At 64.4% G+C, this 20241-nt stretch carries 16 protein-coding genes; 10 read left to right on the forward strand and 6 right to left on the reverse strand.

What is annotated here, in order from left to right; translation table 11 throughout:
• Positions 1–141: 141 nt before the first annotated feature.
• On the reverse strand, positions 142–1899 hold the full coding sequence (locus ACO550_RS38290; RefSeq protein ID WP_315595059.1) for a glycosyltransferase family 39 protein: 1758 nt from the start codon (positions 1897–1899) through the stop codon (positions 142–144).
• Between the two features lie 218 nt (positions 1900–2117).
• Between ACO550_RS38290 and ACO550_RS38295 the strand changes: the two genes are divergently transcribed.
• Genes ACO550_RS38295 through ACO550_RS38310 form a run of 4 tightly spaced genes read left to right on the forward strand, consistent with a single transcriptional unit; the run spans position 2118 to position 6119 of the window.
• A complete protein-coding gene (locus ACO550_RS38295) occupies positions 2118–2825 on the forward strand; it encodes a response regulator (protein ID WP_315595060.1) in 708 nt (235 codons plus the stop codon).
• The gene (locus ACO550_RS38300) at positions 2822–4228 is read left to right on the forward strand and encodes an ATP-binding protein (RefSeq protein ID WP_315595061.1); all 1407 of its coding nucleotides are present in this window, start codon (positions 2822–2824) and stop codon (positions 4226–4228) included. The genes ACO550_RS38295 and ACO550_RS38300 overlap by 4 nt, the downstream gene beginning before the upstream one ends.
• On the forward strand, positions 4225–5418 hold the full coding sequence (gene chrA, locus ACO550_RS38305; protein ID WP_315595062.1) for a chromate efflux transporter: 1194 nt from the start codon (positions 4225–4227) through the stop codon (positions 5416–5418). The genes ACO550_RS38300 and chrA overlap by 4 nt, the downstream gene beginning before the upstream one ends.
• Positions 5415–6119, forward strand: coding sequence for a DUF2459 domain-containing protein (locus ACO550_RS38310; RefSeq protein ID WP_315595063.1), 705 nt, complete (start codon positions 5415–5417; stop codon positions 6117–6119). The genes chrA and ACO550_RS38310 overlap by 4 nt, the downstream gene beginning before the upstream one ends.
• 253 nt (positions 6120–6372) lie before the next feature.
• On the opposite strand, the gene ACO550_RS38315 is transcribed toward ACO550_RS38310, so the two are convergent.
• Complete coding sequence (locus ACO550_RS38315; RefSeq protein ID WP_315595064.1) at positions 6373–7911, reverse strand: catalase; 1539 nt, start codon at positions 7909–7911, stop codon at positions 6373–6375.
• Positions 7912–8148: 237 nt separating this feature from the next.
• Here ACO550_RS38315 and ACO550_RS38320 point away from each other — a divergent pair, with 237 nt between their 5' ends.
• Positions 8149–8472: a hypothetical protein gene (locus ACO550_RS38320; protein ID WP_315595065.1), complete on the forward strand. Its 324-nt coding sequence runs from the start codon at positions 8149–8151 to the stop codon at positions 8470–8472.
• 117 nt (positions 8473–8589) lie between these two features.
• Here the strand turns inward: ACO550_RS38320 and ACO550_RS38325 are convergent, their stop codons facing one another.
• Positions 8590–9663, reverse strand: coding sequence for a porin (locus ACO550_RS38325; RefSeq protein ID WP_315595066.1), 1074 nt, complete (start codon positions 9661–9663; stop codon positions 8590–8592).
• Between the two features lie 339 nt (positions 9664–10002).
• Between ACO550_RS38325 and ACO550_RS38330 the strand changes: the two genes are divergently transcribed.
• Complete coding sequence (locus ACO550_RS38330) at positions 10003–12402, forward strand: penicillin-binding protein 1A (RefSeq protein ID WP_315595146.1); 2400 nt, start codon at positions 10003–10005, stop codon at positions 12400–12402.
• A gap of 167 nt (positions 12403–12569) precedes the next feature.
• Here ACO550_RS38330 and ACO550_RS38335 read toward each other — a convergent pair whose 3' ends face one another.
• The 3 genes from ACO550_RS38335 to ACO550_RS38345 all read right to left on the reverse strand — a co-directional run bounded on the left by ACO550_RS38335 (position 12570) and on the right by ACO550_RS38345 (position 16394).
• On the reverse strand, positions 12570–13361 hold the full coding sequence (locus ACO550_RS38335) for an EAL domain-containing protein (RefSeq protein ID WP_315595067.1): 792 nt from the start codon (positions 13359–13361) through the stop codon (positions 12570–12572).
• Between the two features lie 131 nt (positions 13362–13492).
• On the reverse strand, positions 13493–14791 hold the full coding sequence (locus ACO550_RS38340) for a DUF1501 domain-containing protein (RefSeq protein WP_315595068.1): 1299 nt from the start codon (positions 14789–14791) through the stop codon (positions 13493–13495).
• Between the two features lie 10 nt (positions 14792–14801).
• Positions 14802–16394: a DUF1800 family protein gene (locus tag ACO550_RS38345; protein ID WP_315595069.1), complete on the reverse strand. Its 1593-nt coding sequence runs from the start codon at positions 16392–16394 to the stop codon at positions 14802–14804.
• 196 nt (positions 16395–16590) lie between these two features.
• Between ACO550_RS38345 and ACO550_RS38350 the strand changes: the two genes are divergently transcribed.
• The 4 genes from ACO550_RS38350 (at position 16591) to ACO550_RS38365 (ending at position 20237) form a co-directional block, all read left to right on the forward strand.
• Entirely contained in the window at positions 16591–16989 is a 399-nt protein-coding gene (locus ACO550_RS38350) for a nuclear transport factor 2 family protein (RefSeq protein WP_315595070.1), read from the forward strand.
• 212 nt (positions 16990–17201) lie between these two features.
• Positions 17202–18281: a substrate-binding domain-containing protein gene (locus ACO550_RS38355; RefSeq protein WP_315595071.1), complete on the forward strand. Its 1080-nt coding sequence runs from the start codon at positions 17202–17204 to the stop codon at positions 18279–18281.
• An 83-nt stretch (positions 18282–18364) separates the two neighbouring features.
• On the forward strand, positions 18365–19399 hold the full coding sequence (locus ACO550_RS38360) for an ABC transporter substrate-binding protein (RefSeq protein WP_315595072.1): 1035 nt from the start codon (positions 18365–18367) through the stop codon (positions 19397–19399).
• A 19-nt stretch (positions 19400–19418) separates the two neighbouring features.
• Complete coding sequence (locus tag ACO550_RS38365) at positions 19419–20237, forward strand: ABC transporter permease subunit (RefSeq protein ID WP_315595073.1); 819 nt, start codon at positions 19419–19421, stop codon at positions 20235–20237.
• Positions 20238–20241: the final 4 nt, after the last annotated feature.

A 20241-nucleotide genomic window follows, 5' to 3' on the forward strand; every position in this document is an offset into this window, starting at 1 on the left:
AGGATGCGGCGCGTCAGGTGGTGGCCGATGAAGCCGTTGACGCCAAGAATCAGGATTCGCTTTTGCTGCATGGATCAGTAGGTACTCAGAAAACGAAAGATGGCCGCGCAACGTCGGCCATCAGGGATGATTGGGCCCGGCCTAGTGCTGCAGCAAAGGCGCGGGGGTTGGCACGTTGGTCACCACCACGCGACGCCAGTCGCGTGCCACGACATATAGCGGCAGCCTTGACGACAGGTCCAGATACGTTTCCGGCGACATCACCGCCATGGCGGCCTCGCCGTTGCGCCAGGTCTTCTCGAACTGCGCCATGGTGGGCACCCAGCGATCGGGTTCGACAGTGGTACCGAAAGTCAGCTCGTCCGCCTCGGCGACCATGGTCAGCGGATGACGTACGTAGAACGGCAGCGTATGGTCGAGCATGCGCACGCCATAGAGCTTCATGCCCGGCGTCAGCCGCTGCGAAACCTGCGGCACGAGGTCCGCACCCGACGCAGGACCGCCCACGGTTTCGTGCCCGAGCAGCGCCACGGTAAAGCCCAGGTACATGCCCAACGCGTACACGGCCACGCTGGCCAGCACACCACGGCGCAACAGCGCGCGTGCCGCCGCGATGCCAACCAGCATCACCACGAACGCCAGCGCCGCCCAGACAGCGTAGGCCCGCCAGAACGCGTTGGGGGTGTGATTGGCATTGAGCGTGGCCACCACGGGACTGGCCAGCAGGCCACAGCCCGCCACGATCGCCATGCCCAGCAGCTGCCGGCCCCAGGCGCGCACGTCGAGCCGGTCGAGTGCCACGCCGGCCAGGATACCCAGCGCGGGAATCACCGGCACGATGTAGCCCGGCAGCTTCGAGCGCGACAGGCTGAAGAATACGAAGATCGCAATGGCCCAGACCCCGGCCATCAGCGCCGGGCGGAACCGCGTCTCACCCGCCTCGGCCGGCGTGCGCATGGCCGACCAGAGACGCGGGAACAAGCCGACCCAGGGCAGGAAGCCACCCAGGATCAATGGCACGAAATAGACGATCGGACCACCGCGCGAGTGGATGTTCGAGGTGTAGCGTTGCCAGTGCTCGTGGATAAAGAAGAAGTTCAGGAACTCGGGATTACGCTCCGAGACCAGATAGAACCACGGCACGACAATCGCCAGGATGACTACCGCGCCGGCAGTCAGATGCAGGCGCCGCCACAGGCCCCAGTCACGCGTGACCAGCGTATACACCACCAGCACCAGGCCCGGCAGCGCAATACCGACCAGTCCCTTGGTCAGGATGGCGAAACCCATGGCCGCCCAGCACGCCATCATCCAGCCACGGCGTCCCGCCCGCGACAGGTCCGGATGTTGCGCGATCAACATGCAGGCCAGGATGCACGACATCACGCCGGCCAGGGTCATGTCCAGCGTATTGAAGTGCGCCGCCACGCTCCACATCGGCGCGGCCAGCAGTGCCAGTCCGGCAAACGCCGCCGCGCGCAGGCCGAACCAGCGCCACGTGGCGAGCATCGACATGACGATGCCAAGCAGGCCGGCCAGCGCCACGCTCAAGCGTGCCTGCCATTCGCCGAGGCCGAACAGCGCATAGCTCACGGCCGTCACCCACATATGAAATGGCGGCTTCTCAAAGTACTTGAGCGCGTTGTAGCGGATCGTCACCCAGTCGCCGGTGGCAAACATCTCGCGCGAGATTTCCGCGTAGCGCCCTTCGTCGGGCCCAACCAGATGGCGCACGCCCAGCGTGCCAAACCATACCAACAGCGCAAATGCGATGAACAGCGCGGCCCATCCCGCCGTGGCCGACCACGGTAATGAACGCAGGCGCGGCGAGCCAGCCGGGGAACGTGCGTTGTCAGCCGGCGCGGAGCTTGTGCGTTGCTGACTGGGAGGCTGATGCATGGAGGAATCCAGGGATTTCGGGACCTGACCTTATGTCAGTCAAACCGGGCACTCGTGTTGATCCCGATTAATTGAGGCGGCAGATTAGGCGAATTACCTTAACGTCAGATTAAGCGTGCGAGTGCACGCAGGCGATGCTACCCTTTGGAGTCACTTCATGTGCATCATTCGCCTCGTTTCAATCACTCTTTTCAAACTTCTGTTCCAGGCAGCACGAGATGAGAATCCTTATCGTTGAAGACGACTCCATGCTCGGCGACGGCCTGCAGCGTGGGCTAAAGCTGATGGGGCACGCCGTTGACTGGTTCCTTACCGGCGCCGAGGCCGACCGGGCCATCGCCGCGATGCACTACGATGCCGTGCTGCTGGACCTGGGCCTGCCCGATGACGATGGCGTCGCCCTGCTGGCACGCTGGCGGCAGCAAGGCCGCGCGACGCCGGTCGTGGTGCTGACCGCACGCGATGCCGTGCAGAGCCGCATCGCCGGGCTCGATGCCGGCGCCGACGACTACCTGATCAAACCGGTCGAACTCGACGAACTGGCCGCGCGCCTGCGCGCCGTGACGCGCCGCGCCGCGGGCATGCCCGAGCCCGTTTGGCGCCATGGCCCGCTCGAGTATCAACCTGCGGCACGCCTGGCAATCTGGAATGGCAAGACCGTCGACCTGACCAGCCGTGAGTCGATGCTGCTCGAATTGCTGTTGAGCCATCCCAACCGCGTGCTGACGCGCGAATTCCTGCGCGACAAACTCTATGACTGGGACAAGGGCTCGGAAAGCAATACGCTCGAAGTCCACATCCATCACCTGCGGCGCAAGATTCATCCCGGCATCGTGAGAACGCTGCGCGGTGCGGGCTATTCCCTGGGCACGCTCGACGCACTCGAAGCCGTGGCCGCCGACACTCGCGCCGGGGACGATGCATGACCCTGCAACGGCGGCTGATCCTGGCCGTACTGATCGCCGTGGCCTTTGCCTGGGTGCTTACCAGCGTGCTGGTCTACCTCAGTGCGCAGGAAGAGATCAACGAGTTATACGACACCGCCATGGTGCGCATGGCGCAGCAGATGCAAGCCATGCTGCCGCTGATCAACACCGGTGCCGTGCCGGCGCCGCCATCGAACGGACCCGCCCCCGGCGATACCGATCTTGGCGACCTGGGCGATGCCGGCCTCGGCGACCTTGCAATTGCCGCTTGGCACCGCAGCGGCCAACCACTCCATATCGACCCCGATGGGGACCGCTTGCCGCGGCTGCCGAGTATCCGGGGTTTTGCCGACCGGAAGATCGACGGCGTGCCCTGGCGCCTGTACTACCTTGACGATCCGGTGGCGGGCTGGCGCGTTTGCGTGGGCCAGAGCATGGCCGAGCGCCAGGAACTCGTGTTCTCGTACCTGCAGGCGCAGGTCTTGCCATGGGTGTTGGGCCTGCCGTTGCTCACCACGCTGCTGATCTGGGGCGTGCGCCGCGCGATGCGCCCGTTGCTGACCCTGTCTGACGTGATTTACGCCCGCACGCCGGGAGATCCCACCCCGATGTCGCTGCGTGAAGTACCGGCGGAACTGGTGCCGCTGGTCGGCGCGATGAACCAACTGCTCGACCGCGTGTCGACCCTGCTCGAACACGAGCGCCGCCTGACCGCCGATGCCGCGCACGAGATGCGTACCCCGCTGGCGGCACTGAAGGCGCAATGGGAAGTGGCCCGCCGTTCGTCGGATCCGGCGGAGCGCGCGCAGGCCGCCAACAATGTCGAGTCCGGCATCGACCGCATGAGCCACCTGGTCTCCCAGTTGCTGACCATGAGCCGCCTGGAGGACGAGGAGTCGCCGCCCACGCGTGGGCCGGTCGACTGGCGCGGCATTTCGCAGCAGGTGCTGACCGATTGCCTGCTGCTTTCCGAACGCCGGCACGTCGACATGGAAGTCCTCTGGCCGCCGGCGGGCCAGCCAACGCTCGACATCTGTGGCGACCCGAGCCTGCTCGGCACGATGCTGCGCAACCTGATGGACAACGCACTCCGCTACAGCCCCGCCGGCACCATCGTTACGCTGGCATTCGAGTCCGATCGCATTGTGGTGTCCGATCATGGGCCGGGTGTCACGCCCGACCAGCTGGCACGTCTGGGCAATCGTTTCTTCCGGGGCGCCGGGCAGCATGAGCAAGGCACCGGACTGGGCGTGTCCATTGCGCGGCGAGTCGCCGAATTGCATGGCCTCTCAGTCGAGCTTGCCAATCGACCCGCCGCGCAAGGCACTGGCCTGGTGGCAACGATCCGTCCCGTGGGCAAGTCCAATCTCAGGCAAACCGTCAGCACTGCGTGTGCATCATGATTGCAGCCGCTTGGGAAGTCTTCCTCGTATTCCTGCGCCTGGGCCTGACCTCGTTTGGCGGTCCGGTCGCCCACCTTGGCTACTTCCGCAATGCCTTTGTCGTGCAGCGCCGCTGGCTCAGCGAGCCGTCCTATGCCGACATCGTCGCCTTGTGCCAGTTCCTGCCCGGGCCGGCCAGCAGCCAGGTTGGCATGGTCGTGGGGCTCACGCGCGCTGGCTATGCAGGGGCGCTGGCGGCCTGGCTTGGCTTCACGATGCCGTCGGCGATTGCGTTGATCCTGTTCGCCCAGGGCCTGTCCCGCTATGGCAATCTGGTGCCATCGGGGGCCTTGCATGGGCTCAAGGTCGCGGCCGTTGCAGTGGTGGCGCAAGCAGTCTGGGCCATGGCCAGGTCGCTGTGCCCTGACGCACCACGCATTACGCTGATGTCGCTCGTTGCCGTGGCGGTCAGCGTGGTGCCATCGCCGTGGTGCCAGGTGGGCGCGATGATCGTGGCCGGCTATGCCGGTACCCGGCTGTTCCGGGCACAGGATGCGTTGCCGCATGAACCACTGGCGATACCGGTCGGCCATGGCGTCGCACTGTTCTGCCTGTTTGCCTTTGCAGCGTTGCTGGTTGGCCTGCCCGTTGCGGCACGCATGTCGGACGATCATCTGGTGGCGCTGTTCGATGCGTTCTATCGGGCCGGCGCGCTGGTCTTTGGCGGTGGGCACGTAGTCCTGCCACTGCTGCAGGCCGCCGTGGTGCCTACCGGCTGGGTCGACAACGATACGTTCCTCGCCGGCTATGGGGCCGCACAGGCCGTACCCGGGCCACTCTTCACGTTTGCCGCATTCCTGGGCGCGGCGGGCCGGCTGGCACCCAACGGCTGGGCCGGCGGAGCATGGTGCGTGCTGGCGATCTTCCTGCCATCGTTCCTGCTGGTGTTCGGCGCCCTGCCTTTCTGGGAGCGGCTACGACGCCATGGCGGCGTACGGGCGGCCCTGATGGGCGTCAACGCCGCCGTGGTGGGGTTGCTGCTTGCCGCGCTGTATCAGCCAGTCTGGACCAGCGCCGTACTGGCACCACCAGACTTTGCACTGGCGCTGCTGGCATTGATGGCGCTGACGACCTGGAAGCTGCCGCCCTGGGCCGTGGTAGCGGCCTGTGCGCTGGCTGGGTGGGGTATCCAAGCGGCAGGCCTAGCATGAATGGAAAAACGTCGTCCCGCGTGCTTGCCGTGGCGGCGTTCATCCTGACCATTCCGGCCTGCACCAACTGGTCGAGCGCCACCGTGCCGCCCGCCGTCACCACCATCAGCGTGGTGGAGCGCGACTGGCATACCGATGTCTGCATCGATACCCGCGATGCCGATATGCAACTGATGCGCGTGGCCAAAGGCTATGACGGTTCCAGATATCTCTGCTTCGGCTTTGGCGACCGGCATTACCTGCTGAGCCGCGAGCGCGGGCCGCTGACGCTGTTGTCGGCGCTGCTGCCCGGTAACGACGGCGTGATCCTGCTGACGATCCTGCGCGACACGCCGGCCGCCGCGTTTGGCGCCGACAATGTCGTGCAACTCGATGTCGATGCGCGCGGCATCGAGCGCCTGCGCGCATTCCTGAACCACGCGATCCAGATCGACGAACACGGCGCGCCGGTAAGCCTTGGAGACGGCCCCTACCCTGGCGGCCTTTATTTCGGCGCCACAGCCAGGTACTACGGCTTCTACACGTGCAACACCTGGACCGCCGATGCGTTGCGCGAAGCCGGCATACCGATCCAGGGGCCCGTGCTGTTCGCCGAGGGCGTCATGCGGCAGGTACGGGACATGGCTGCCTCACGCCACATTCCGCCCCTCCCCCCGCTTGCGCCGGCTCCACCAGTTCAGGCAGCCCCGGCTACTCCCTAGCAGGGCTGCGGACTGCAAACCGTCGTCGAACTACCAGAAGACGGGGTGACGACGGTCGTGCGCTGTGGTGGATTGGGATCGCTACTACTGACCGATACGCAGCCGGCCAGGATGATGGGCAACAACAGGAGAACGGCGATTCTTGACATGGCTGGCTCCCGCCGGGTGCGCATGCGCGCGACAGGGCAAGTATAGGCAGCGGCGCACCGCCCGCCAGCCTCCGTTCTCCCGCCATTGCCTCAGCCGCCCAGCATCAGTCCTTGAGCCGCGCGGCGCGGCGCTCCACGTCAGCCAGGTCGCCCTTGACGGCCATGGTCAGACGCTTGCCGTAGTCGGCGTCAGCCTTGTAGAAGTGACTGAGCATCACATGCTTGATCTCGGCGTTCTTCACGCCGCCAAGATCCGCCGCAAGGTTGCCAATCAGGTTGGTCTTGCCAGTCGTGGAAAGCGCACGATAGTAGTCGCCGGCCTGGCTGAAATTGTCGGTGCGCGCAATGGCTTCGGTTTGCGTCGTGCCGTTCAGCGGCGTGCGGGTGTACTTGTAGTGCGGATTGTCCGAATAGGCACCTGCCTGGCGCGACGGCTGGTAATTGACGTCCCCCTTCGTGCCGTTGGCATCGCCGTAGCCGTCGATCTGGTAATTGCGGACCGGCGCCACCGGACGGTTGACTGGCAGTTTTTGCTTGTTGGCGCCCAGGCGATAGGTCTGCGCATCGTAGTACGAGAACAACCGACCCTGCAGCATGCGATCCTCGGACGGCTCGATGCCCGGCACCAGGTTGGACGGTGCGAACGCCGACTGCTCGGTGTATTCGAAGAAGTTGTCCGGCACCTTGTTCAGCGTCATCGTGCCAACCTTCCTGGCCGGAATATTCGGCCATACCTTCGTGGCATCGAGCGGATCGTACTTGAACTTGCCCAGATCCTCGGGCTTCATCAACTGCACGTAGAGGTCCCACTTCGGATGCTGGCCCTCGTCGATCGCCATGTACAGGTCGGCCGTCAGGTTGCTGAAATTCATGCCCTGGATCTTCTCGGCTTCCGCGCGCGTCAGGTAGGCCTCACCCTGCTGCGGACGCCACTGGAACTTGGCGTAGGTGACATCGCCCGTGGCGTTGACCAGCTTGTAGGCATGCACGCTGTTGCCCTGCATCTTCCGGTAAGACGCCGGAATACCCAGGTCCGAGTACAGCTGCGTGAGCATATGGGTGCTTTCTGGCACATGGCTGAAGAAGTCGAAGAATCGGTTGGGATCCTGCAGGTTGGTGACCGGCGACGGCTTGAGCGAGTGGACCATGTCCGGGAACTTCATGGCATCGCGGATGAAAAAGATCGGCGTGTGATTGCCGACCAGATCCCAGTTGCCCTGGTCCGTGTAGAACTTGGTGGCGAAACCGCGCGGATCGCGCACGGTTTCGGGCGATCCACGACCGTGAATCACGGTGGAAAAGCGTACGGTCACCGGCGTGACCTTGCCCGGGGCCGACAGCAGGCTGGCCGTGGTCAGGTCCGAGAAATTGCCGGCAGACACGAACTGGCCTTGCGCTGCCGTTCCGCGCGCGTGCACCACACGCTCGGGAATGCGTTCGCGATGAAAACGCTGCAGTTTCTCGATCAGATGAACGTCCTGCAACAGCGTTGGGCCGTTAGGTCCCGCGGTCTGCGAATTCTGGTTGTCGCCAACCGGCGCACCGTTATCGCGCGTCAGGGTCTGCGCGGCGGCCGGCATGGCCAATGACGCAGCCAGGCCGAGCACGGCCAGTTGAATGGGGGAAATGCGAGGCACTGCCATTTGGGGGAACTCCTCGGTGTCGCCTGGGCCGGCGACGGTGAGGGGGCGCGCAACGATGTTAAGGGCAGCGCTTTCCGCGAACCATTTGCATTTCTTGATGGCAGCGATGTACTGCGTCAATCACAATCGGAAATCCTGCCGAAAGGTGTTCATCCTGTTGCAATTGAGATCGGGATCCAGGCCCGAAACAAGTCGAGAGCGCTCCTAGAATGAAACTGACCTGAACACGGAGTTGCCATGAAGCGCCAATCGACAGCAGTGACCGAAACAACGCCGGAAGGCCTGATTGCCCTGATCTATCACATTGCTCATGGCGCCAGCCAGGGCCAGCTCGATCCCGAGTTCGTGCGCAAGTTGTGCAAGCGTGTGGACAAGGAACTGGAGGCGATGGAGGCGGCCGAAAAACTTGCCGCACCTGACCGTGAACGGTTGCACCACGCGGTACAGAGCTTGCACGGGACCGCCGATGCCGAGGAAGGCGCGCTACTGACGCGCGCACTGGAACGCCTGCGCGCCGCCGATGCGCGAACCGGCGACGCCGGTTCCAGCCTCAGGCCCTGAGGCACCGAAGTCAACCATCCAATGCAGAGCGCCCCTCGTCCCGCCAAGCCGGGTGAGGGGCGCTTGTTATCCGGCAGGTGCGGGGGGAAAGGCCCCGTCTGCCGGTGTCTCCCTGCCTTAGAAGCGGTGACGGATACCGACCACGGCGCCGGTCTGGTTGGCGCCGGCGACTGCCGTATTGGCGCCGTTCAGGCCCAGGGCCGAGGTGCCCTTGTTACGCACGTAGCCCAGGTTCAGGTAGGCGTCGGTGCGCTTCGAGAACGAGTAGTCGGCCGACAGCACGAACATCCACGGGTCGTTGTTGCTGTTGTGGGTATCGGTGTAGTACGCGGCGCCCGTCAGTGCCAGGGCCGGCGTCACGCGATACAGGCCACCCACCCAGTACACGTTGTTGCGCGACGATGCAGCGGTAGCGCTCGACGTGCCGTCATCACGCATCCAGCGGTAGCCGGCGAACACCTTGGCCACGCCGAAATCGTACGACGTACCGACGGCCAGGCGCTTGACGGCGCGGTCATCGGTGGCAACCGTGTTGCCCTGGTACTGGTCGTAAGCGGTGCCGATCGAGAACGGGCCGGTGGTGTAGGCCAGGCCTGCACCGAAATTACGGCCGATCTTGTAGTTGCCCGGCACTTCGGTGCTGCCTGCAACGGTCGAATCGCGACCCGTGCTGTAGAACGTCGTGGCGGTCAGGCCACCGAACTTGCCGGTGTACTTGACGGCATTGTCGGCACGGCCGTTGAAGCCCGAGTCCACGCTGTTCAGCGAATACTTCGGACCCACGCCCATCGGGTCGTAGGCGCCGAACAGGTCGTACAGCGAGTTCTGTTGACGGCCCAGCGTCACGGCGCCGAACGTGCCTTGCAGGCCCACGAATGCCTGGCGGCCGAACAGGCGGCTGCCCTGGCCGGACAGGCCGGTATCGATATCGAAGCCCGATTCCAGCGTGAAGATGGCCTTCAGGCCGGCGCCGAGGTCTTCGGTACCGCGCAGGCCCCAGCGGGAGCCCGACATGTTGCCGGAGCTGACACGGGCAACCGTGCCGCCGTTGCCACCCGGCGTATGGGTGGCGAATTCGACACCTGCATCGGCGATGCCGTACAGCGTCACGTTGGAGGCGGATTGTGCCGACGCAACGCCGGAGATGGCGCAGGTACCCGCAGCCGCCAAGGCAAATAGAGCTTTCTTCACGTGTGTTTCTCGTTTTGTTAAGACATTGAGATGCTTCCCCGTCCCGCGCCAGATTCATGGTGCGCGGTGGCGCTTACGACTCGCGCGACCGCTGACACTATCAATTTCCGAAACGGTGACCGATGGGGGCAGGCGAATTGTTTCAGTGAATTATGAAATCCGTGTGTCGGTCTGGTCGCAAAGGCAGGCATACATGCCCTACTTTGGTAGGGGCGTTGTTTTTTTGTGGTGCAAAATTCGGGTTTTCCCGACCTCGGTTTTGGTACGATTCACCCTTTTCTGTGAACGGCATTTGACAGTTCCGTGACGGTGCGCACCGGGACTGCCATGCCTGCGTCAATGCGCCTGGATTCATACAAGACCCATATCGCCCCACGGCTTGCCCTGCTCAGGCAGCATCTGCGCCGCCCGACCCGACGCACCGTCATGTTGGGGGCGGCGGCCGTGCCAGCGGTGTTCGTGCTCTATGTACTGCTGCTGATCCCGTTCACGCCCGGCATCAGCGATATCCGCAAGGCCAAGTCCGAGCAGCCGGCCCAGGTACTGTCGGCCGACGGCAAGGAACTGGCGGTCTACCGCTGGGCCAACCGGGACTGGGTCAAGCTGGCCGATATTTCGCCGAACGTCATCAATGCGCTGATCGCCACCGAGGATCACCGCTTCTACCAGCACCATGGGCTGGACTGGCGCCGCACCGCATCGGCCGCGCTGCATACGTTCTCCGGCGATCGCCAGGGCGGCTCGACCATTACGCAACAGCTCGCGCGCAACCGGTATCCCGACGATATCGGCCGTGCGCCAACCATGACGCGCAAGCTCAAGGAAGCGATCACCGCGCTGAAGATCGAGGCCCTCTACTCGAAAGACGAGATCCTCGAGACGTACCTGAATACGGTGCCGTTCCTGTACAACGCGTTCGGCATCGAGATGGCCGCACGTACGTACTTCGACAAGTCGGCCGGCAAGCTCGACGTGCTGGAAGCCGCCACGCTGATCGGCATGCTCAAGGGCAACAGCTACTACAACCCGGTGCTGAACCCCCAGCGCGCGCTGGACCGGCGCAATACCGTGCTGGCCCAGATGGTCAAGCGTGGCAAGCTCGATGCGGTTCGCTTCGAGACGCTGAAGAAGCGGCCGCTGCGGATCGACTTCGAGCGCCAGGTCGAGGAACCCGGCCCCGCCGCCCACTTCGCGCAGCAACTGCGCAAATGGCTGATCGCATGGGCGGACCGTAACGACTACAACCTCTACACCGACGGCCTGGTGATCCATACGACGATCGACTCGCGCCTGCAGGCCATGGCTAACCAGGCACTGGTGCGCCAGGGCAACCAGCTGCAGTCGATTGCCAACGCCGCCTGGGCGCCGCGCGCGGGTTGGGCCGAGAGCCGTACGCTGGTGCAGGCATTCGTGCGTGAAACGCCCGAGTACCGCGCCGCCGTAGCCGGTGGCCAGACCGAGGACGATGCACTGAATCACCTGATGCGCGACAACGCGTTCATGCAGGCGCTGCGCCAGAGCAAGACGCGTGTGCAGGCCGGTTTCATGGCGCTGGACCCCGCCACCGGTGAAATCCGCGCGTGGGTCGGCAGCCGCGACTTCAGCGTGGATGCGTTCGACCACGTGGCGCAGGCACGCCGCCAGCCTGGTTCCACGTTCAAGCCATTTGTATATGGCGCAGCCTTCGCGCGTGGCCAGAGTCCCGACGAGACTTTCATCGACCAGCCCGTGGAGATGCAGCTTGCCGGCGGCGAAGTCTGGCGGCCCACCGACGAATCGCCATCCACCGGGCGCGCGCTGAGCCTGCGCGATGGCCTGGTGTACTCGAAGAACACCATCACCGCGCAGCTGGTGCAGACCGTCGGGGTCGATCGCGTGGCCCGCCTGGCCCGCGCGATGGGCGTGCGCGACAGCAAGCTCGACGAGGTGCCATCGCTGGCCTTGGGCACCAGCCCCGTAACGCTCAAGGAGATGGTCACGGCCTATGGCACGATTGCCAATGGCGGCCAGTACCTGGCGCCGGTGATGCTCACCAGCATCGCCGATCGCGACGGCAATGTGCTGGCGCGGTTCCGCCCGCCCTCGCCCGAGCGCGCGTTGTCGGCTTCGGCCAACGACACGCTGCTAGACGTGATGCGCGACGTGGTCGACCGCGGCACCGGCACGGCCATCCGCACCCGTTTCGGCATCCGCGCCGATGTAGCCGGCAAGACCGGCACCACGCAGGACAACGCCGACGGCTGGTTCATCCTGATGCATCCGCAACTGGTGGCTGGCGCCTGGGTTGGCTTCAACGACAGCCGCGTGACGCTGCGCAGCGACTACTGGGGCCAGGGTGCCCACAGCGCGTTGCCGATCGTGGGCGACTTCTACCAGCGCGCGCTGCGTGCACGCATCATCGATCCGCGCACGCGCTTTGCGGAAGTCGACGAGAAGAGCTGGTACTCGGGACTTACCGATACAGTGCGCGGCTGGTACCAGAAACTGTTTACGTCGAGCAAGAAGGACGAGACAGTACCGGCGCCGCGCCCGGCCCCGCGCCGGCCCGTGCTACCGTCCACGGAAGCCGACGCGATGCCACCGGCATCCTCGCCGGCGGCGACGGCGGACAGCGGCCTGGCACTCGATCCGGGTGAAGTGGTGGAGGCCGTCCCGCACGACAATCCGGCACCATCGATCGCAGCATCGGCACCGGAAACCGCTCCGGCCAGCGCAGCTTCAGCACCCGCGGCGCTGTAAATTCGCGCTGTAATGCTCCCCTCTCCCACGACGTGGGAGAGGGGTTGGGGGAGAGGGCAATGCGGTTCTGCTTGCCGCTAATCGCATTTTGATGCGCCAGCCCTCTCCCCCGCCCCTCTCCCGCGTGCGGGAGAGGGGAGAAAACGGTCAGCATTTTCTTTGCTTGGTTACTTTGCCAGCCGTAGCCGTCCGCGATGCAGCGCGCGCAGCGAGGCATCCGATAATGTCAAGGGCGGTTCGGAGGATGGCCTTGCCAGCAGGTATCCCTGGGCGAAATCGATACCGAGGTCGCGGCAGACCACGAGGTCGTCCTCACGTTCGATACCTTCTGCAATCAGCCGCGTGCCAGCGGTTCGCGCCAGGCGGCAAAGCGCCTGCAGCGCTTCGCGCTGGAAATCGGACGCGGCCACGCCATCGATGATCACGCGTGCAATCTTGACGTAGTCGGGCTGCAGCGCGATCCACTGACCGAGGCTGGCATGGCCAGTGCCATAGTCGTCGAGCGCGAACTGCGCCCCGCGGCTGCGAATCGAGAACACCGCCTTGGCCAACGATTCGAGCGGTCCCAGCGGGGCCTGCTCGGTCAGCTCCAGCACGATACGGTCCGATGGCAAACCCTGCGACTGCAGGAAGGTGCGCACATCGTCGCGGCTATCCTCGATATCGCGCAATGTATCCGCGCTGTAGTTCAGGAACAGCTTGCCCGGCAGGTTTGCCTGCATGAAGGCACCGATCGAGATGCGCGCGGCCAGACGTTCCAGCTGCACATGCATGCCGGCGCGCGCGGCCTCCGCGAACAGCGCGACAGGACTCTCCAGCGGAGTCCCCGCAGGGCCGCGAATCAGTGCCTCGTATCCGAAAACATCGCCCGTAATGAGCGAGCCGATCGGCTGGAAGACCGGCCGCAGCAGTTGTTGTTCGAGGCAATCGGCAATAGATGGCGTCAAGGGTCGCGACAAGGCTTGCACTCAAACTGGCTATGGATCGTGTACGGATCATGCAGTGGGCAGATGCCACTCCCACTGCTGAAGTAACGGCACGATCGCGCGCCACTTGAGCCATGCCATCTACTGCTTTGGGAGGGTACCCCCTAAACCAGTCCGATATCCCGGGCGCGGCTGCCCGGGAAAACCTGCGCCAGGCGGCCGTCATCGAGCCCATAGAGGCGCCGGAACAAACCGCCGAGCACGGCCCGATAATCGTTCAGCACCGGATAGTCGCGATTCTGGTTCAGGGTTGACTGGGCAACCGGCACCTGTTCACCGACCACGCGCCCCCCGCGCACGTTGCCGCCCGCCACCCAATACACGGTGCCGTGGCCGTGATCGGTGCCGCGCGTACCGTTCTCACGGAACGTACGGCCAAATTCGGAGATGGCCACTACGGTCGTATTGCGCCATGCGGGTCCCATTTCCTCCGCGAATCCGGCAATGCCACGACCCAGGTTGTCGAGCAGATTGGCCAGTTGGCCCTGCGCGCCGCCCTGGTTGACATGGGTGTCCCATCCGCCGACGTCGATAAAGCCGATATTGAACCGGTCGCGCATCAACCCCGCCATGCGGCGTGCTTCCTGTTCGAAGCCACGCGCACTGAGTGCACGCCGACTGGCGGCCTGCATTTCCTGCATGCGCCCCGACATCGACTCGCCACCGGCGGCCCGCATCGCCGCTTCATGCTGGCGCATCGACTCGGCCTGCTCGGCCACGGTCTGCCGGATATCGAAGCCTTCCGCGATCAGTGACTCGAATCGCGTGCCCTTGTACATCTGGGCCAGCACGCGGGTCTGTCGCTCATCGAATGGCGTACGGCCCGTGCCCTTGAGCGAAACGTTTGGCACGTTCGACACCCCGGACAGCACCATCGGCAAGCCATCCGTAAACGCCACCGGCGCGGCCTGCCCACCCATGGCCTGCGTCAACCGGTTCAGGAAGCCGCTGCCCTTGGGCATCGCGGCCACGCTATCGGCGCGCCCAGGCTCGATGCCGGCCTCGATCCCATCCTGGGTTTCGAAATGGCTGCGCGACATATCGCTGGTGCCTGCAAACGGAATGAACGCCAGTTGCTGGCGTTGCCACAGCGGCAACATGGTCGCACCCAGCGCGGGATGCAACGCCCATCCGTCGACCGACAACGGCAATGCCGCCGAGGGGTCCGGTGCGGCGCCCTGCGCGACCGGCCGTCGGATGGCGATGTTCGGGCGGGATGTGTAATAGAAATCGCTGTCGGCCGGCACCAGCACGTTGGTGGCATCGTAGCCGCCGCGCAGGAACACCAGCAGGAATCGCGCATCCGCCTGTGCCGGCAGCGCGAACACGCGCGACGACAGCGTCGGCAGTGACAGCGCCAGCCCCGCGCCGGCCAGGGTCTTCAGTAAATGACGCCGGTCCATGCCATGCCTCCTATCGTTGCATCCATTCGGGCGAACTCAGCAGCACGGTATTCCACTCCTGCTGCGACCCGGCCTGTGCCAGGGCCTGTCGCGTCGCCGGGCCCAGCGTGGCTTCCATCGTGCTATAGAACATGCGCCCGTTTGGCATTGGAAAGCCACGCTGCGCGCCGGGCTGGCCATCCTCGCCGGCGAACAGTCCTGCCGGACCGCTACCTATTGCGCGTGCAATCTCGAAACGCTTGACCATCTGCCCCGAACTGGCCCACGCGCTTTCCATCGATGGATAACCGTCCGGCGCCACGTGCCCGTATAGCGGCTCGCCCAACTGATTGAGCCAGTTGATCACGGGGCGCAGGTTCGATACCGGTCGTCCGTCGTAGGCCAGTCGCATCGACGACACCACGAAGACCATCGGATCCTTGAACTTGCGCGCATCATTGGCGGGTACCGTATCGAACGATGGCGACAGGAACATCGTGGTCAGCACAGCGCCGATATCGCCATCGGTACGCGTGAACGTGGCGCTCATCTGGTCAATCAACTTTGCAGGCGGATTGTCGGCAACGAAATACGTGGCAAGCCGGGTCGAGATAAAGCGCGCCGTGGCCGGCTCACGCGCCAGGATGGACACCGCCTCTTCCACTTCGGCAAAACCGCGCGGCTCGATGGCGTGGCCCAGCAAACGCTTGGGCCCGAAGTCATGCCGATTGGGATTGAACTCGAACAGGCCATTGCTGCGATACAGTGCGGCGCGTCCCGGACCAATCCTTGGCGGCTCGCCGCGCGCGTTGATACCCAGGCCCGTCAGCACGCGCGCCAGCTCCTGCACGTCCTGCTGCGTATAACGCGAGCCGCTGGCCCCGCCGGAAACGCCCAGCGTATGCAGCTCCATCAGTTCGCGCGCGTAGTTCTCGTTGACGCGATTGGCCGCGCTCTGCGCGTTGTCGAGATACTCGAGCATGGCCGGCGACGTAACCGTAGCCATCAGCAGGTCGCGGAACTTGCCCAGCGCGCGCGGGCGGATCGCGTGTTCCTCGTAGTCGGCCAACGCGTAGCGGACCCGCCCCTTGCCCGCGTAGACGGTGAAGTGGTTCATCCAGAACCAGGTCATCTGCTCGCGCAGTTGCGCCGGCGAATACAACGCGCGCAACAGATGGCGGCGGCCGGTATCGAGCACCAGTTCGCGACCCTGGCGGTTCAGCATCTCACGGGCCTGCTGCTTCGCGGCATCGTCGCCCAATGTATCGATACGCTGACGCTCCTCGCGCAGCGCCTGCATGCGTTGCAGCGCATCCCCCTGACTGACCGGCAATGCGGCAATGGCCTGCGCCAGCCGTGGCGGATCGGCCAGCGGCAGCTTCAGTTGCTCTTCCAGGTAACGCTGGCGTCCAATCGCCTGCAGCCGCTGCACGCTCGCCTGGTCGGCACCGAAACTCACGGTATTGAGCCAGCGCAGATCGGCTGACGACAGAACGCCTTGCACCGCAACATCGCGGGACGGGGTCTGTGCACACGCGGCCAGCAGTACCGGAATCGCCAGCAAGGCGATCAACCCCTGGCTCAAGCTTCGATGCCATTGCCTGCGAAACCAACGGTCTTTCATGGACACCTCGCATTGCATGCCGGAATGCCGGTTTGACGCTTGGCGCCATCGATGGTTGACCTGCAGGCCACAAAGTCTGTTACGAAAACTTTCCGGACACCTTTCCGGACGCATGCCACTTTCGCCCTTCCGCCATTTTGCATACAATCCACGGATGCAAAACCGGATTAACCCCGGCAATATCAACGGAGAAGACATGACCAGCCTCGCCCTTACCTCCCACACGTCGCAACACACCGCCGCTCTGGAGCCGATCGAGAATTACCTGGAGGGCCACCGCACCGGCCGGGCCGACTTCATCCGCAAGGCATTCCATGCCGACGCCCGGATCATCTCGTTTCGCGACGGGGCGCTCTACTCGCTGACCGTTGATGAATTCTCGCAGCGCTTCCAGGGCTCGCCGCAGCCTGACGAGGCCCAACGCAAGCGCCATATCGCCAGTTTCGACGTAGTTGGCAACGCCGCCACGGCCAAGATCGTGCTGGACTACCCGGAAGTCACGTTCACCGACTATATGAACCTGCTGCAGATCGACGGCGTGTGGAAGATCGCCAACAAGACCTTCAGCGCAGCACCGAAACCCCTCGCAAAGTAACTCGCAAGTAAGTCACGGCAACGCCAGCCTGTCATCGCCGCGTCACACTGGTTCGTGACAATGCGCGGCAATGACAGGCGCGGAAGCCCTTGCACTGCCCCAGGAATGCGGCAGTGCAGCGAAAGTATTCCTTGACGCCTGATTTTTCGGCGCTTCAATGAAAACGTTTTCATCGACGCGCCGATCGAGGTTTTCCATCCGGAGAGGAATGCATGCCACCATCCCGCCGCATTGCACTGTCGCCCCGCCTGGCATCCGCGGAGCCAGGCCAGGGCGTGACACTGGCTGATGTGGCACTGGCGGCCAAGGTTTCACTGGCCACGGCTTCACGCGTATTCAGTCATCCGCAACTGGTGCGCGAGGCCACGGCACAACGCGTGCACGAAGCCGCGCGGCGGCTCTCGTTCCGCCCCAACCTGCTGGGTTCGAAGTTGCGCGCGCAGCAAACCCGCATCATTGGCGTGATGCTGCCCACGCTCGATAACGCGGTATTTGCGGAATGCTGGCGCGGCATCGAAGAGGCCGCCATGGCTGCCGGGTATTCGCTGATGCTGGTGACCAGCAACTACGATCCCGCCCGCGAACGTGAACGCATTGAGTACCTGCTACGCCACCGGGTTGATGGCATGGTGCTGACAGTCGCCGACGCTGCCGACAGTGTCGTGCTCGACCAGCTCGACCGTGAATCGGTACCGTACGTACTGGCCTACAACCAGATCTCGATGGAAGGCGCCGGACGGGGGCGGCATTCGGTATCGGTCGACAATCGCGCCAGCGCCTGTGAAGGTGTCAATGCACTGGTTGCAGCCGGGCACCGACGGATTGCCGTGATCTCGGGTGCGTTCATGGCATCGGATCGTGCACGCCAACGTTTTGCGGGCTATGAAGATGCCATGCGCGCGCATGGCTTGCCAGTGCTCGACCCGGTCAACCTGCCGTCCCATACGGCCAGCAATACCGCGCAGATCCGCGCGCTGATGGCCGACGACAAAGCACCCACCGCATTCTTCTGTACCAATGACCTGCTTGCCATCGGCGTGATATCCGATCTCAAGCGCCTGGGCCTGCGCGTGCCACGCGATGTCTCGGTGCTGGGCTACGACGGCATTGCATTGGGCACGCTGGTGGAACCGCCACTGGCCACCGTGGTGCAACCGAACGCCGATATCGGCACCCACGCCATCACGCAGTTGCTGGTGCGGCTTGCCAATGGCGCCGCCAGTGTCGATGGCAACGCGATGCTGTTGCCGCATGCGTTGCGCATCGATGGCACCGTGAGCCCGCCCGCATGAATACCTGCCCGTCCGTTCGCTAACGCAAGCGAATCCTCAGTTTGACCGTTTGATTCTTACCGACCTCAACCAGGGAGCCTTACATGTCGACGCAATCCTATTGGCGCCGTCCGCTGCGCTGGCTGGCCATCACCGCAACCGCCGCCGCTTTCTCGGCCACGTTCAGCCAGGGCGTGGCCGCACAGACCGCCATCTGCTACAACTGCCCGCCCGAATGGGCAGACTGGGCCGCGCAGATTCGTGCCATCAAGGAAAAGACCGGCATCACCGTACCGCACGACAACAAGAACTCTGGCCAGTCGCTGGCACAACTGGTGGCAGAGAAGGCCAGCCCGGTGGCCGACGTAACCTACCTGGGCGTGACGTTTGGCATCCAGGCCAAGGCCGATGGCGTGACGCAGCCGTACAAGCCCGCTCACTGGAACGACATTCCGGACGGGCTCAAGGATGCGCAAGGCAACTGGTTCGCGATTCACTCGGGCACGCTGGGCTTCATGGTCAATGTCGACGCGCTGCGGGGCAAGCCCGTGCCGCAATCGTGGGCCGACCTGCTCAAGCCCGAGTACAAGGGCCTGATCGGCTATCTCGATCCGGCCAGCGCATTCGTGGGCTATGTGGGTGCCGTGGCAGTGAACCAGGCCATGGGTGGCACCCTCGACAACTTCGGGCCGGCCTTCAAGTACTTCCGCGACCTGCAGAAGAACCAGCCGATCGTGCCGAAGCAGACCGCCTATGCGCGCGTGCTGTCCGGTGAGATCCCGATCCTGCTCGACTACGACTTCAACGCCTATCGCGCGAAATACAAGGACCGCGCCAACGTGGCCTTCGTGATCCCGAAGGAAGGCACGCTCGTGGTGCCGTACGTGATGAGCCTGGTGAACAACGCACCGCACGCCAACGAAGGCCGCAAGGTGCTGGACTTCGTGCTGTCGGACCAGGGCCAGGCACTGTGGGCCAATGCCTACCTGCGTCCGGTGCGCAACGTGCCGATGCCTGCCGAAGTGCAGGCGCGTTTCCTGCCTGCTGCCGACTATGCGCGCGCCAAGCCGGTGGACTTCGGCAAGATGGCCACGGTGCAGAAAGGCTTCAGCGACCAGTACCTGAAGGAAGTGCGTTAAGCACATCAAGCACGCTGTCATGACCAGACGATCTCCCGCCCTGTTCCTGTTCGCCCTGCCCGCGCTCGTGGTGTTCCTGGCGTTCTTCTGCCTGCCGATGGCGCGGCTGATCGAGGTCAGCCTGACCGGCAAGGACGGCGCGGGGGTCTACTGGACCGTGCTCACCAGCTCGCGCTACCTGCATAGCCTGATGGTGACGGTGATGCTGTCCGCGCTGGTCACGCTGGCGACGCTGGTCATTGCCGGCATCGCGGGCACCTTCCTGCAGCGCCACCAGGTACCGGGCAAGCCGGTGCTGGTGGCAATGCTGACCTTCCCGCTGGCGTTTCCGGGCGTGGTGATCGGCTTCATGGTCATCATGCTCGGTGGCCGCAACGGGCTGCTGGCCAGTATCGGCGATGTGCTGGCCGGCGAGCGCTGGACCTTTGCCTATGGCCTGGCTGGCCTGTTTGTCGGCTATCTCTATTTTTCGATTCCACGCGTGATCCTGACCGTGATGGCCGCCGTGGAAAAACTCGACACCTCGTTGGAAGAAGCGGCGCGCTCGCTCGGCGCCAGCCCGTGGCGTGTGGTACGTGACGTGATGCTGCCCGCGCTGATGCCGGCCATGCTGTCCAGCGGGGCCATCTGCTTTGCCACCAGCATGGGCGCCTTTGGCACCGCGTTCACGCTGGCCACGCAACTCGATGTGCTGCCGCTGACCATCTACAACGAATTCACCAACTACGCCAACTTCGGCATGGCCGCCGCGCTGTCGATCCTGCTTGGCGCGGTCACATGGGCCCTGCTGGCGCTGGCGCGCTGGTACTCCGGCGACGCCGTCGCCGCCTCGGCCTGAGGAC

This window comes from Cupriavidus sp. (assembly GCF_057315035.1).